A 13,961-nucleotide genomic window follows, 5' to 3' on the forward strand; every position below is an offset into this window, starting at 1 on the left:
CTATGATGAATTAAACCCCCGACCTCGCCTTGGAGTCTGCCACAATGCCCAGCACCACATCACTGTCCCAGCTGTTGGAAACCGGCGCAGATCTCATCGCCGACGGCGCCCTGGCCACTGAGTTGGAAGCGCGCGGCTGCAATTTGGAGGATCCGTTGTGGTCGGCGAAGGTCCTGGTGGAACATCCGCACCTGATCCGTGATGTCCACCGGGATTACTTCGAGGCGGGCGCCACCATTGCCACGACCGCCAGTTACCAGGCCACTCCGCTGGGGTTCGCCCGCCGCGGCCTTTCGTTTGAAGAAGCGCTGGAACTGGTGTCGCTGTCCGTGAAGCTGGCCGACGACGCCCGGCGCCACTATATGGCGGCTCACCCGGACGCCGGTCCCTTGCTGCTGGCAGGTTCGGTGGGTCCGTACGGCGCCTACCTCTCCGACGGCTCCGAATACCGCGGCGACTATGTTTTGTCCGCTGCAGCCTTCACGGATTTCCACGCGCCGCGGATCAATGCCCTGGTAGCTGCCGGAGCAGATTTCCTGGCCTGCGAGACCCTCCCGTCGTTCGCCGAAACGGAGGCGCTCCTGGCACTCACCCGGGAGGCCGGCGTCGAATCCTGGTTCACCTTTTCCCTGCGCGACGGCGGACACCTTGCGGACGGCACCCCGCTGGAAGTGGTGGCCGAACTCCTCGAGGCCGAACCGCTGGTTGCAGCACTGGGCGTCAATTGCGTCCCCTTGCACCGTGTTGCACCAGCGCTCACCACGTTAAAAAGGTCCACCGTGAAGCCACTGGTGGCCTACCCGAACTCCGGCGAGACGTTCGATCCCGTCAGCAAAACGTGGGCGCCCACCGCCGGTGCTGCAATCGTCGAAGTGGGCGGCCTCGCGCAGGGTGCCCCAGAGTGGCGAGCGTTGGGCGCCAAAATCCTGGGCGGCTGCTGCCGCACCACGCCCGCCGACATTGCTGCCCTGGCGCGCGCCTAACCCAACCGGCTGTAGGTGCTGATCACGTTGCCCTTGCTGGTGCGGGACTGTTCCTGAAGCACCAGCCGCGTGAGGGGATCGCCTGATTCAAACAAGCGCCGCCCGCTTCCGGCCACCACAGGGTGGGTCATCAACGTCAACTCGTCCAGAAGTCCGGCGAATAGAAGTTGGCGCGTGACGGAGATTGATCCACAGATCGCAATCTCGCCGCCATCGCGCTCCTTGAGTCCTGCCACAAACTCTTCCAGCGGAGCATCCATCAGGGTGGAGTTCTGCCATTCGAGTGGGCTCGTGAGTGTCTTGGACGCGACGAACTTCTGGACTGGATTGATGAAGCCAGCAAAATCCTCGTCGGTGGAGGCGTTTGGCCAGTACCCCGCCCACTCGGCATAGCTCACACGGCCCAGGAGCACCGTGTCCACGGTGGTCATCATGGTGGTCATGCCTTGGCCGAGTTCGGCGTCGAAACTGTCGAACTGGAAATTGAAGGGATCTGCCACCACGCCGTCCACGGAATGGAAAAGTCCTGCTGTTACTTTGCGCATGCGTTGCCTCCAATGGCCATCAGGGGCCCGCTGTTGGCCCACCAGCACGCTATTGCCACGACACGCCCAACGGAAGGGGAGTCCGCATTTTTCTGGCAACTCAGACAGGTATTTTTCGGTGCATTCACCGGGAATTCCAGCGACGTCAATCCGGGCTCGTTAGGTTGGTCACTTGGGGCTGCCTCTTGCACGGATTGGGGTCATTGACGGCCCATACTTGAAGAGAACGTCGAACGCCGAGGCCCGGCCCTGGCAGGAGGAAATTCATGGAAACCATCAAAAAGATCGTGACCAACCACTATTTCCCTGCTGCGGCGGTTTTAACGGCCGTGATCATTTTTTGGGCTGTTGGAATGCTGGGTGGCCTCTCACTCCTGCACAACAACCAGCCGCCACTGGCCACGCTCACCTGGCTTCTCTTCGTCTACGGCGCCGCCGTACTTTCGCCCCTGGCCGGACTGCTGGCCGTGGGCGATCTTCTCCGCCGCTGGCGCCGAGACCGGGCAGCGGCCGCAGAGGCAACCAGCGCCGCAGCCGAGGAAACCCTTGCTGAATCGGAGTGGATCGACGCGGAGCCCGCCGCCCACGTTCTCCCCGCTGCGCCAGCCCAGCCAGCCGCGCACCCCGCCCGCGTCGAATCGCCGACCCAGCGCGCCGCCGTCGCGCCTCAGACCCCGCCGGTGAGCAAGCCAGGACCGAGCCAGCAAGCCCCAAAAAAGCCGACAACCGTCAAGGCCCGGCAGAACAGCAACAAGCAGGCAGCCTAAGCTCCGCGCTGGTCCTTGACCCGTTCGTTCAGTTCGGCGAGTGCATCACCTGATCGCTGCAGCGCCCGTCGCAACTGCGAACCGGGCACCGGCTGTGAGAACAGGTAGCCCTGGAGTGAGTCGCAGTGCAGAGCCGTCAGGTAGTCCGCCTGGGCTGCCGTTTCCACGCCTTCGGCAGTGACAGTCAGGCCCAAGCTGTGGGCCATGTTGATCATGGAGCTGAGGATGGGCAGAAACTCCCTGCCGGTCTGGATCATGGAGACGAAGCTCCTGTCCACCTTGACCGTGTCCACGGGAAGGTCCTGCAGCCTGCCCAGGGACGAATATCCGGTGCCAAAGTCGTCCAACGCAACCCGGGTTCCGGCACTACGGAGGATGCTGAGCTGGCCGATCATGGTGCAGTCGTCCTCAAAGAACACGCTCTCCGTCACCTCGAGGACCAGCTGCGAGGGTGCCACCCGGCTGGACTTTGCCATGGCCAACACCATGTCCGCGAACCCTGGATCCTGCAACTGAACTGCGGAAACGTTTACGGCCAGGGAACGCGAGGGTTTCTTGCGCAGCCACGGGGCCAGCTGGGTGAGGCTGAGTTTCATCACAGCCGCACCAATTTCGCTGATCAGCCCGGTACGTTCTGCCAACGGGATGAACACCGACGGCGGGACGCGTTCGGCGCTGCGGTCCCAGCGGGCCAACGCCTCGAACTGGACCACCTGCCCGGTCCGGTGCGACACGATGGGTTGGTAGTCCACGCTGATCTCGCCGCACGCCACCGCGAGGCGTAGTCCGTTTTCCATGTGCGTGCGCCGGACCAGGGCCGTCATCATGTCCTGGTGGAATCGTAAGAACCGGTTCTTACCGGCAGCCTTGGCCGCGTACATGGCGATGTCTGCTTGCCGGAGAAGTTCGGATGGCCCCCGGCTGTCCGCGGTCATTGAGGCGAGGCCAAGACTCAGGCTGGGCCGCAGGACTGTGCCGTTAATGGTGAACGGCACGTTCAGGGACTCCACAATGCTGGCCGCGATGTGGTGCGCGGTGGGATTGGCTGTCAGCAGCACCACGAACTCATCTCCGCCCAAACGCGCCACCACCTCGGCCCCGATGGCGCAATCACGGAGCCTGCGGGCAACCTCGACGAGGAGCTCGTCACCGGCCTGGTGGCCAAGGCTATCGTTGACTTCCTTGAAATCATCCAGGTCCAGCAGCAATACGTCCACGGACGTTGACCGGGGTTCGCGCATGGCAACGGACAGCGCCTCGTTGAAAACTGCCCGGTTATCCAGCCCCGTCAAGGGATCCTGGAATGCCATGGCCCGCAAGGTCTCCGTCTGCTTCGCCAGGTCACGCATGAACTTCTTTGCAAGCTCCTGGGCCTTTTGCCGAGGGGTGACGTCACGGAAGCTCCAGACCCTGCCGGCGATGGCCTGGCCCACGTGATGCGGCCGCGAGTAGCGCTCGTAGGTCCGGCCGTCCCGGAAGTGCACCACGTCTTGGCTTTCCTCGTCGGGCGTCAACCGCACCTCGACGAGTCGGCGAGCAAACCCTTCGGGGTCGGTGACCTGCGCCAGGCTGAGCTGCATGATGGGGTTTTGGTCCTCTACCGCCATCAGGGCGCGGGGGATACCCCACATGGTGAGGAAGTTTTCGTTGTAGCCCACCACTTTGTCGTCATTACTGAGGACCACGATGCCGTCCGCCGTTGCCTCCAGCGTGGCGGTCAGGAGCGAGGTCGCGGCGCCGGTATCCAGGTTTTGCGGTGCGCGGTGCGTGGTGCCGCGGATGGACACCAGCAGTCCTGCTTGGGTGGGATCCGGGACCATCCCCGAACCGTCGTCGTGCCCCCCAGGGTGCAGCGCGCAGGCCACTTCCGCGCTGAAGGCGGTGCCGTCCTCGTGCACAGCCATGACGTTCAGGAACAGCGGATGGCCAGCCGGGTTGGCGGTGAGCTGGGTGCGGACACTCGCGGCGTCGAAGCCTTCAGGCAGGAGGCGGACGACGGCGGCTCCCGCCAGTCCTTCTTTCGACAAGCCAAACAGCCGGGGCGCCGCAGCGTTGGCCGCCGTGATGCGGCCGTCGACAGTAAGTGCCAGCACGGCGTCCGGACTTGCATCAAGAACCGAATCAAAAGCCGAAACGGAGACACTCATCAATTGGCTGGCATCAGCCATACCGTCACCCCCCAAAGCACATCATAAAGGTAAAGCAGGGAGCTGATGGTGTCATCTCAGATGGGTGTCTTGAACGTTACTTTGGTGCGTCGAAAGGGGAATTGCGCCGGAGTGGCTGCCGCTCAATTATGCCCGCGCCCGGAAGTCCTGAGAAGTGGGCGGAACGCGACGCTGCCGCCCTCCCGTGGGGATGGGCGGCAGCGTGCTGACGCGGGGTTGCTCAGGCCTTGCTGTGGCTGCGCTTGGCGAGGAATCCGTATACCACAAGCACCACCAGCGAGCCCAGGATGGACAGCAGCCAGGTGCGGATCTCGAAGAAGTTGGCAAGGCCACCTTCGAAGAACATGGAACCGATCCAGCCGCCAAGCAGGGCGCCTACCACTCCGAGGACCAGGGTCATGACCCAGCCCCCACCCTGGTTGCCAGGCAAAATGGCCTTGGCGATAGCGCCAGCAATCAAACCCAAAACGAGAAATCCGAGAATGCCCATGTGCTCACTCCTAAATTGTTTTGTGCGGGCCCCCCTACCGGTTTAATAAGTCAATCAGCGTGCTTACTTCTTCGCAAGGCTTTCGATATCACAGGATGACTGTCAGTTTCTGCGGTTTTATGGCAGTGCTGGAATGTGCAGCAATGCGAGGAATCCCTCGAGTTGATCCTCGAAGGGAGCCATAAATGTGCTGCTCTCTGGGAGGGCCGCGGCGATCTGCGCACCCAGGAGGAGATTGAGGAGTTGACTGGCCACGAGGTGATGGTCCAGTCCTTGCCGGATTGCGCCAGCGTCTTCGGCTTCGGCCAGGCTGCGGCGCATGAGGTCCAGCCATTCCGCCATGGAACGTTGGTGGATCTCTGCTTTCTGCCGGTCGGTGATGGCGCGTTGCCAGAAGGGGACAACAATGCGGGCTTCATTGACGCGTTCGTCATCCAATGGCAGGACCTCAAGGCAGAAGGCTCGCAGCGCTGCCAGCCCGGTTTTCCCGTGCAGGGCGGCAGTGATCCTGGTGTTCGTGCGGTTGAACACGTGCTGGAACGCGAACTCCAGCAGCGTGTCCTTGGTGGGGAAATAGGGCTTGAGGGCGCCGTTGGCAAAGCCGGCCTCCAAGGCGATCTCGCGCATGGTGGCGCTCTCCAGGCCGTTCCTGGCAATGATCCGCCACGTGGCCTCCACCAACTCCAGCCGGCGCTCATCATGGTCCACAATCTTTGGCACTGCCACTACTCCCTGAACATGTTTTTTGAAAAAGGTCTTGTGATCAATCTAATGTTCCATTTATTCTCTACGTAAGTAGAAAAAACATCCACCCGACCCCTCGGTCAGATTGGGCTCCTCATGACATACGCACCAGTGGGCACGCAGACTTCGCACCGGCTGCTCTCGGCCGCTGAGATTTCCCAGGTCCAGTCCGTCCTGCAGGCCGATGGCCATCTGGGGGAGCAGCACCGCATTGCCTACCTGGGACTTGTGGATCCGGCCCGCGGACAAGAAGCCATCGCCGACCGTCGGTTCCGCGTCTTCGTTCACGATCTTTCCGGTGGGGCGCCCAAGGACATTGTGGTGGTGGTTCCTGGGGCCGCGGACGCCGCGCAGGTCCATTCGGTCACCGAGTTGGACACCCGGCTCACGGGGGAGTTGCCTGTTCTGGAAGAGGAGTTTGAGCTGGTGGAATCCCTCCTGGCCACGGATCCACGCTGGCTGGCGGCATTGGCGGCACGGAACCTGGATGTCACTAAAGTCCGGGTGGCGCCGCTGTCCGCGGGGGTGTTTGAGTACGCGGAGGAGCGGGGTCGCCGGATCCTGCGCGGCCTCGGGTTCGTCCAGAACTTCCCGACGGACAGCGCCTGGGCGCACCCGGTGGACGGCTTGGTGGCTTACGTGGACGTGGTGAACAAGGAAGTTACCCAGGTCTTGGACAGCGGGAACTTCCCCGTTCCGGCCGAGCACGGTAACTACACGGATCCGGAACTGACGGGCCCGATGCGGACTTCGCAGAAACCCATCAGCATCACCCAGCCGGAGGGCCCCAGTTTCACCGTCACGGACGGCAATCACATCGAGTGGGAAAAGTGGAGCCTGGACGTGGGCTTCGATGTCCGCGAAGGCGTGATCCTGCACAACTTGTCCTTCCGTGACGGCGACCGGCTGCGGCCCATCATCAACCGGGCCTCGATCGCCGAAATGGTGGTCCCGTACGGTGACCCGTCTCCCGTGCGGTCCTGGCAGAACTACTTCGACACCGGCGAGTACCTGGTGGGGCAGTACGCCAACTCCCTGGAGCTCGGGTGCGACTGCCTGGGCGACATCACCTACCTCAGCCCTGTCATCAGCGACGGCTTCGGCAACCCCCGCGAGATCCGCAACGGCATCTGCATGCATGAGGAAGACTGGGGCATCCTGGCCAAACACAGTGACCTGTGGAGCGGCATCAACTACACGCGGCGGAACCGGCGCCTGGTGATCTCCTTCTTCACCACCATCGGCAACTACGACTACGGCTTCTACTGGTACCTCTACTTGGACGGCACCATCGAGTTTGAAGCAAAGGCCACCGGCGTCGTCTTCACCAGTGCATTCCCGGAGGGTGGGTCAGCAAACATCTCCCAGCTCGCGCCGGGGCTCGGCGCGCCCTACCACCAGCATCTTTTCGGTGCCCGGCTGGACATGGCCGTGGACGGCTTCACCAACCGGGTGGAGGAAGAAGACGTGGTCCGCCAAGCCATGGGGCCAGGCAACGAGCGAGGCAATGCTTTCACCCGCCAGCGGACAGTCCTCACCCGTGAGTCTGAGGGCGTCCGGGTGGCAGACGCAAAGGCTGGCCGGACCTGGATCATCTCCAACCCTGAGTCCTTTAACCGGCTGGGCGAGCCCGTGGGCTACAAGTTGCATTCCCAAAACCAGCCCACCCTGCTGGCAGATCCCGGCTCCTCCATCGCTGCCCGGGCTGCCTTCGCCACCAAGGATCTCTGGGTTACGCAATTCGCCGAGAACGAGCTGTATCCCACCGGCGACTTCGTCAACCAACACGCAGGTGGTGCGGGCCTGCCAGCATTCGTGGCCCAGGACCGCGACATTAACGGTGCGGACATTGTCCTCTGGCACACGTTTGGCCTCACGCATTTCCCGCGGGTGGAGGACTGGCCCATCATGCCCGTGGACACTGTTGGCTTCAAACTCCGCCCGGAAGGTTTCTTCGATCGCAGCCCAGTCCTGGACGTCCCGGCTTCTGCCAGTGGCACCGCCTGCCACGCGGCTCCGTCCGAACAGGGCAGCGATGCCGGGCACTGCCACTAGCCCCACCAAGCCCGCCCTGCACGCGCGGGCCTGCGCGGCCCTGACAGTGGTCTCCTGCGTAGCGCACCTCTGGCTGGCGATCCTGGGCCAGCACGGGCCGTGGCTTGGCCTCGCCATGGTGGCGCTCGCCGTCGTCTGCGTTCCGTGCACCGTCCATATCTGGCGGCACGCGAACGTGGCGGCGCTGCATCGCGTCACCATCGCCGCCCTGGCCATGGTGGGGGTCCACACCCTCCTGCTGTTGGGCGCGGGAGGTGCCGGGCACGCCCACGGTACCGGGCCGACGTCGTCCGCGGTGGCCTCCGCCGGGAGCGCTCAGCTGCTGCTGATCATTGGGTTGGAAATTACGACGGCGTTGCTTGCCGCCACGCTCGTGGCCCGGCTTCGGCGCACTCGAGGCAGCCGGGGGAGCTTGGCCTCGATAGGATGAAGGGGTCCCCGACTTTCTTTAGGAGTACCCGCATGCCCAGCCCGTCACCCGTCAGGCCTCGCGCAGTTTTTCTCGACATTGACGGCACCTACGCCGATCACGGGTTGGCGCCGGAGACCCACGTTGAGGCAGTCCGGGCGGCGCGCAGCCGCGGGCACCTGGTGTTTGTCTGCACCGGCCGGCCGCTCGCCATGGTGCCGGACCACATCCTGGCCACGGGCTTCGACGGCGTCATCACCGGCGCCGGCGCACGTGTTGAAATGAACGGCGAGATCCTGGCGGACACCCGGTTTGACGCCGACGTTGCGCGCCGGATCGTCGAGGTGCTGGACGCCAACAATGTGGCCTACATCCTTGAGGCGCCCGAGGTGTTGCATGGCCGGACCGGGATGGACCAGCGCCTGCGCAGCGTCCTGGGCCCGATCTTCGCTGAACGGCACGCCCCGCACGCGGCCGGTTTGGAGGCTGCCGCCGATGTTGACCCGCTCGAGGACATCCTGGGGCCGCTGCAGTACGGCGATGACCTGCGCGGAGCCTCGTTCGCCAAGATCTCCTGCTTCGATTCGCCCGTGCCGCTGCGGCAGCTCGTTGACCAGATGGGGGAGGGTATTGCCCTGATCCCCAGCTCACTCTCCTCCCTGGGTGAGAGCGCCGGCGAGATCTTCATCGCCGGGGTGCACAAGGCCGTTGGCATCAAGGTGATCGAAGCCCACCTGGGACTGGACCGGGCAGACATTGTGGCCATTGGCGACAGTGCCAACGACATTGAGATGCTGGCGTACGCAGGAGTGGGAATCGCCGTCGAAGGTGGACACCCTGACGTCCTGGCAGTCGCTGACAGGTTGACGCCGGGCCCTGCCGGGAACGGTGTGGCCCTCGCTTTCGCCGAACTGGGTCTGCTGGACTAAGCCGGTGCTGGCGGCGGAAACCCGTTGTCAGGCGGGCTGCCGCCAGTGACTCCACGCCCACGGACCCGGCGCGGGAACCGCCGGTGCCGCGGCGATCACCTCGTGATAATGCTGGATCAACTCTTCGCACAGTGCGGGCCAAGTGCGCGACTGGACCGAGGCGTGCGCCGCGGCCGCAAACGCGCGGCGCTTGGCGTCGTCGCCCATCAGGTCCTGGACATGGGCGCGCATTCCCGCCAAGTCGCCGGGCTTGTACAGCCAACCGGTCCGCGAGTTCTCCACCAGATCCAACGGCCCGCCACGCCCGGTGGCCACCACGGGAACGCCTGATGCCATGGCCTCCTGGATGGTCTGGCAGAACGTCTCAAACTCGCCGGGGTGAACAAAGAGGTCGAACGACGCGACCGCGCGGGCCAGGTCCGTGCCGCCCAGGAAACCGGCAAACACCGCGTCGGGGAGGGCTTCCTCCAGGGCCGCGCGTTGGGGTCCGTCGCCCACAATGACCAGCCGCGTGTTGTCGATCCCAGCCAGCGCGGCCAAGTCCTCCACCTGCTTCTCGACGGCGAGACGCCCCACATAGCCGATGATCCGCTGACCGTCGGGTGCCACCTGAGCCCGCCAGCCGTCGTCGCGCTTCTCCGGCGAAAACCGTGCCGTGTCGACGCCGCGGCGCCACATCTGCACCCGGGGAATGCCCCGGCCGCGCAGCTGATTCAACGCAAACGTGGACGGTACCAAGGTGCGGGTGGAGAGCAGGTGGATGTTCTCCACCCGGTTCCACGCCCAGTTCTCCAAAAACGGCACCCCGTACCGGGCCGCATAACTGGGGACCTCGGTCTGGTAGATCGCCACCGTGGGGATGCCCAACTGGTGGGCCGCCTGGGCAGCACGCCAACCCAGGACAAACGGTGAGGCCAGGTGAACCACGTCGGGGGCGTAATCGGCAAGGATTCGCTTGACCCGATACACACCACCCATGGCTACCCGGACATTCGCGTACCCGGCCAACGGGACCGCGGGCAACCGCTGCACCGAGGCGCCCTGGACCTCTTCCGGCGTCGCGCCGTCATGCGCTGACGGGGCAATGACCAGGACGTCGTCGCCCCGGTCTTGGAGATGGTCCAGAACCCGCAAGATGGAATGCGTCACGCCATTCATCAGCGGCAGGAATGATTCAGCAACTATTGCGATCCTCACCCCTCTACGGTGACGGTGGACGCTGACCTGGCGGGGGAGACGGCGTAGCCCCGAGGGAAAGCTTGGGTGAACAGAACGGTTCGCGGCCGCCTGTCGATCCCCGGCGCAGGGGCCTCGCCGTGACACGATAGGACACGATGAAACTGCGCGCTGATCAGACCGGAGACCGCGGCCTCCCCATGCCCCTATGGCTGCAGGGAGTGCTGGAATCGGCGCAGGCTGCCTTCATTTCCGCGCTCGCCGTGGTGGCGCCGATCGTCGCCGTGGCGCTGACGGCCGGATTCCAGGACGGGAAAGTGGACGTGCTGGCCAGGCTTGCCGGTCAGTCGTGGTTGCTGGTGCACGGGGTGCCGCTGCAACTCGTGGGCGGTGGGTCCGCTGCGGCCGGGTCAGGGGTGAACGGCTCGTTGAGCTTGATCCCGTTGGGCCTGACCCTGATTCCGTTCCTGCTGGCGTGGCGGGCTGGGCGGAGGCTGGCCCGGGCCTCCTACACCGACCAACTCTGGCAGGCGCTGCTCGGCTCGTGGGCCACCTACTCCGCGTTCGGCGCCGCCACCGCGTTCGTCTGCCGCACGCCCGACGTCGTGATCAACCTCTGGCACGCCATGGTGATTCCCCTGATTCCCTTCGCCCTAGGCATGATTATTGGTGCCCGGCGTGAGGCAGGATCGTGGAGCAGGCTGATCGGCGTGGACGCCGTGGCCTGGCTCTCGCGGACCAGCCAACATTCGCGCTGGGCTGGCTCCTACCTCGCATCCGTTGCGAAGGCGGGGGTTGTCTCGCTGCTGGCTTCGCTGGCACTGGCCGCTGGACTGCTCGCCATTGACCTGCTGATTCACTGGAACCTGGTGGTCTCCGTCTATGAAGCGCTCGACGCCGGGGCAGTAGGTGGTGCCGCCCTCACCATCGCACAGCTGGGCTACCTGCCGAACCTGGTGGTGTTTGCGTTGTCGTGGACTTCGGGCGCCGGATTCGCCCTGGGTGTTGGTTCCCAGGTGGGGCCGCTGGCCACCGCCGTGGGCCCGCTGCCGTCCATCCCCGTGCTGGCTGCCATCCCCTCCGGAGCTTTGGACTTCGGTTTCGTGGCGCTGGTGGTGCCGGTTCTGGCCGGCGTCCTGGGTGGCTGGTGGTTCCTCCGCGAAGGCGAAAACCACTTTGACGAGTGGCTGTCGATCAAGATCCGGACCCGCTGGTTCACCGCTCCCGCTGCAACGTTGGTGCTGGGCGCGATGACGGGTCTGACCGCGGGCGTGCTGGCGATGGCTGCCGCGTGGGCGGCGCGGGGCTCAGCCGGGCTCGGCCGCCTGACCGAGATCGGACCCGACCCTTTGTGGACCGGAGTCTGGGTGGCTGCCGAGGTGGGGATCGGCGTCGTGATTGGCTATGCTGCCGGGCCTTGGCTGGAACGCGAGCGGGTGCCTGCCGAGCGGGATGCTATTTCGCGGTAGGTTTGCGGGCTGGCCGGGGGCTGCTTACGGCATGCCGTTGGGCAGTGACTTCTCCAGTTGCACCCGGCAGGTCTGCTGCGCCTGGTCCGTCAGCGCCCGGCCTTCGCACTCCTGGTAGCTCCTGATGTCCTGGTAGAAAACGGCGGTGACCAGCACCAACAATGCCATGATTCCGGTAACCACCAGCCCGGAAATGGTGCCGAACAGCATGAATTTGCTGCGTGGATACCTGCTGGCGCGAACCAGGAGCACGATGCCCAGAACCATGCTGGCGATGGTCAGGATTCCGGTGAGCCAGACGTAGCTGACATCCAGCTGATAGACGAAGAACGCGCCCAGCACCGAGACCATGAAGAGTCGGAAGAGCGTGCGGGACTTCTCGAGCGCCGTTTTGTCGGCGTCGCTGAGGGTTGGCTTGGTGTCTTGTGGACCGGCCGGATCCCGTGTGCTGTTCATGTTTTCCAGCCTACGCGAGGCTGCCCATAAGCTAGAGCCATGCGCATCGTAGTCCTCGTTTCCGGTACCGGGTCCAATCTCCAGGCAGTCATCGACGCTGTCCAAGCCGGCGTGCTGGACGTGGAGATCGCTGCGGTGGGGGCGGACCGGCCGGGCACGTTTGGTGTTGAGCGTTCGGCAGCAGCCGGCATTCCCACGTTTGTGGTGGACTTCAAGGCGTATGCGGACCGGACGGAATGGAACGCTGCGCTGGCCGCCGCCGTGGCCTCTTACCGCCCGGATGTGGTGGTGTCGTCAGGGTTTATGCGGATTGTCAGCGCCGACTTCATCGACTCGTTCCAGGGCAAATACCTGAACACGCACCCCGCGCTGCTCCCCGCCTTCCCTGGTGCCCACGGGGTCCGCGATGCCCTCGCTTACGGGGTCAAGGTCACGGGGTGCACTGTTCACTGGGCCGACGCCGGCGTGGACACCGGACCCATCATCGCCCAGGAAGCTGTGGCCATCGACCCCGCCGACACTGAGGACTCCCTGCACGAACGAATCAAGGTCGTGGAACGGCGGCTGCTGGTGTCGACGCTGGCCGCCCTGGCCGCCTCCCCAACTAGGTAGCGCTAACTGCGCTTTTGAGGGGTCAAAACTGCAGTCAGCGCTACCTAGTTGGGTGGGGTAGGCGTACCTGTGGATAACTCCTGCAGCCGCCGCTGGGGAGTGCCACGATGGGCGGATGAAAGTCCCGCACCGGCTCCCAGAACCGTTCTCGTCGTTGCCGTTCACGCTGCAGGAGGCGGCCGACGCCGGCGTTCTTCGCAGCAGTCTCCGCAACTCCGCCCTGGGCTGGCCAAGTCGTGGTATCCGGGTGCCGCGGGTCGCCGAGGATCTTGGTCTGGCTCAAGCGATCCGTCCGTTCACGCTCGTGACGGAGTTCGCGGCTGCCTCCCACGCCTCGGCTTTCCTCCTCTGGCAGCTTCCGGGATTCCTCCCCGGGACTCACGAACCTCTGCTACATGTCTCGCGCCCCGACACAATGGCCATCATGCGCCGGCCCGGAGTCAAAGGGCATCGGGGCCAGTTCTTCGCCGATGAAATCACCAGCCTGGCGGGAGTCTTAATCACCACCCGCGTACGGACTTGGCTGGATTGTTCGCGCCGCATGAGCATTGAGGAGCTCACCGTGGTGGCCGATCACCTGATCCGCCACCCCCGGCCCGAGTTCGAAGGCAGGCACCAGCCGTTCGCCACCCCCGAGGAATTGGCAGAAATGCTGGACAGGCACAAAGGGACGCCCGGCATCAGGAAGGCCCGGGTGGCGCTTGAACAGGCCCGGATCGGCGCCGATTCTGCGCCCGAGACACGGCTTCGTTTGGCACTGGCTGAGGCTGGCCTGCCGGAAGCGGAAGTAAACGTGCCCACGGAGCTGGGTTCCGGCGTCGTCCGTCAACCCGATCTGTCGTACCCCGAGTTTAAGGTTGCCGTTGAATACGAGGGTGAAAGTCATTCCGAAACGGCGCAGATCGTCCGGGACATCACCCGCGAGGAGGACTATGCCCGAGCGGGGTGGCCGTCGGTGCGGATTTCCAAGCGACACATGGAGCACGAGGCGCGGGCCGCGGTCTGGAAGGTGAGGCTGGCCATGCAGACACGTGGGTGGCGGCATTCCTTCGAAAGTGAGTAGCGCTAACGCTCGATGTCAAGCTGTGTGGAGTCATGCGGCTTTGTTTTTTGGTTTCTCGTTTGGCAGGTTGATCCCTACCGTGCCAGCGGGCGTCG

At 64.5% G+C, this 13,961-nt stretch carries 14 protein-coding genes; 8 read left to right on the forward strand and 6 right to left on the reverse strand.

Annotation, left to right across the window (positions count from 1 at the left end):
• Positions 1-44: 44 nt before the first annotated feature.
• Complete coding sequence (gene mmuM, locus PSET11_RS10200) at positions 45-983, forward strand: homocysteine S-methyltransferase (protein ID WP_124091999.1); 939 nt, start codon at positions 45-47, stop codon at positions 981-983.
• Here mmuM and PSET11_RS10205 read toward each other — a convergent pair.
• The gene (locus tag PSET11_RS10205) at positions 980-1,528 is read right to left on the reverse strand and encodes a dihydrofolate reductase family protein (protein ID WP_124092000.1); all 549 of its coding nucleotides are present in this window, start codon (positions 1,526-1,528) and stop codon (positions 980-982) included. The two genes, mmuM and PSET11_RS10205, sit on opposite strands and share 4 nt — an antisense overlap.
• 266 nt (positions 1,529-1,794) lie before the next feature.
• Between PSET11_RS10205 and PSET11_RS16900 the strand changes: the two genes are divergently transcribed.
• Entirely contained in the window at positions 1,795-2,295 is a 501-nt protein-coding gene (locus PSET11_RS16900) for a hypothetical protein (RefSeq protein ID WP_238989107.1), read from the forward strand.
• Here the strand turns inward: PSET11_RS16900 and PSET11_RS10215 are convergent.
• The 3 genes from PSET11_RS10215 to PSET11_RS10225 form a co-directional block, all read right to left on the reverse strand.
• Positions 2,292-4,463 carry a putative bifunctional diguanylate cyclase/phosphodiesterase gene (locus PSET11_RS10215; RefSeq protein WP_124092001.1) on the reverse strand — a complete coding sequence of 724 codons (2,172 nt, stop codon included), beginning with the start codon at positions 4,461-4,463 and terminating at the stop codon, positions 2,292-2,294. The genes PSET11_RS16900 and PSET11_RS10215 overlap by 4 nt on opposite strands.
• Before the next feature lie 220 nt (positions 4,464-4,683).
• Positions 4,684-4,953 (reverse strand): GlsB/YeaQ/YmgE family stress response membrane protein, encoded by a 270-nt coding sequence (locus PSET11_RS10220; RefSeq protein WP_124092002.1) that lies wholly within the window; start codon positions 4,951-4,953, stop codon positions 4,684-4,686.
• A gap of 117 nt (positions 4,954-5,070) precedes the next feature.
• Positions 5,071-5,673, reverse strand: coding sequence for a TetR/AcrR family transcriptional regulator (locus PSET11_RS10225; protein ID WP_124092011.1), 603 nt, complete (start codon positions 5,671-5,673; stop codon positions 5,071-5,073).
• 120 nt (positions 5,674-5,793) lie between these two features.
• Here PSET11_RS10225 and PSET11_RS10230 point away from each other — a divergent pair, with 120 nt between their 5' ends.
• Genes PSET11_RS10230 through PSET11_RS10240 form a run of 3 tightly spaced genes read left to right on the forward strand, consistent with a single transcriptional unit; the run spans position 5,794 to position 9,090 of the window.
• Positions 5,794-7,752 carry a primary-amine oxidase gene (locus PSET11_RS10230; protein ID WP_124092003.1) on the forward strand — a complete coding sequence of 653 codons (1,959 nt, stop codon included), beginning with the start codon at positions 5,794-5,796 and terminating at the stop codon, positions 7,750-7,752.
• Positions 7,733-8,182 carry a hypothetical protein gene (locus PSET11_RS10235; RefSeq protein ID WP_124092004.1) on the forward strand — a complete coding sequence of 150 codons (450 nt, stop codon included), beginning with the start codon at positions 7,733-7,735 and terminating at the stop codon, positions 8,180-8,182. Before PSET11_RS10230 ends, PSET11_RS10235 begins: the two co-directional genes overlap by 20 nt.
• 32 nt (positions 8,183-8,214) lie before the next feature.
• Positions 8,215-9,090, forward strand: a complete 876-nt coding sequence (locus PSET11_RS10240) for an HAD hydrolase family protein (protein WP_124092005.1) — start codon at positions 8,215-8,217, stop codon at positions 9,088-9,090.
• 27 nt (positions 9,091-9,117) lie between these two features.
• On the opposite strand, the gene PSET11_RS10245 is transcribed toward PSET11_RS10240, so the two are convergent.
• Positions 9,118-10,287 carry a glycosyltransferase family 4 protein gene (locus tag PSET11_RS10245; protein WP_203415955.1) on the reverse strand — a complete coding sequence of 390 codons (1,170 nt, stop codon included), beginning with the start codon at positions 10,285-10,287 and terminating at the stop codon, positions 9,118-9,120.
• A 137-nt stretch (positions 10,288-10,424) separates the two neighbouring features.
• On the opposite strand from PSET11_RS10245, the gene PSET11_RS10250 reads away from it, so the two are divergent.
• Positions 10,425-11,735 carry a cell division protein PerM gene (locus PSET11_RS10250; protein ID WP_124092006.1) on the forward strand — a complete coding sequence of 437 codons (1,311 nt, stop codon included), beginning with the start codon at positions 10,425-10,427 and terminating at the stop codon, positions 11,733-11,735.
• A gap of 24 nt (positions 11,736-11,759) precedes the next feature.
• On the opposite strand, the gene PSET11_RS10255 is transcribed toward PSET11_RS10250, so the two are convergent.
• A complete protein-coding gene (locus PSET11_RS10255; RefSeq protein WP_124092007.1) occupies positions 11,760-12,191 on the reverse strand; it encodes an MFS transporter in 432 nt (143 codons plus the stop codon).
• A gap of 39 nt (positions 12,192-12,230) precedes the next feature.
• Between PSET11_RS10255 and purN the strand changes: the two genes are divergently transcribed.
• Positions 12,231-12,803 carry a phosphoribosylglycinamide formyltransferase gene (purN, locus tag PSET11_RS10260; protein WP_124092008.1) on the forward strand — a complete coding sequence of 191 codons (573 nt, stop codon included), beginning with the start codon at positions 12,231-12,233 and terminating at the stop codon, positions 12,801-12,803.
• 115 nt (positions 12,804-12,918) lie between these two features.
• Positions 12,919-13,866 (forward strand): hypothetical protein, encoded by a 948-nt coding sequence (locus tag PSET11_RS10265; RefSeq protein WP_124092009.1) that lies wholly within the window; start codon positions 12,919-12,921, stop codon positions 13,864-13,866.
• Positions 13,867-13,961: the final 95 nt, after the last annotated feature.

The organism is Arthrobacter ulcerisalmonis (assembly GCF_900609065.1).
Classification (GTDB): Bacteria; Actinomycetota; Actinomycetes; order Actinomycetales; family Micrococcaceae; genus Arthrobacter; species Arthrobacter ulcerisalmonis.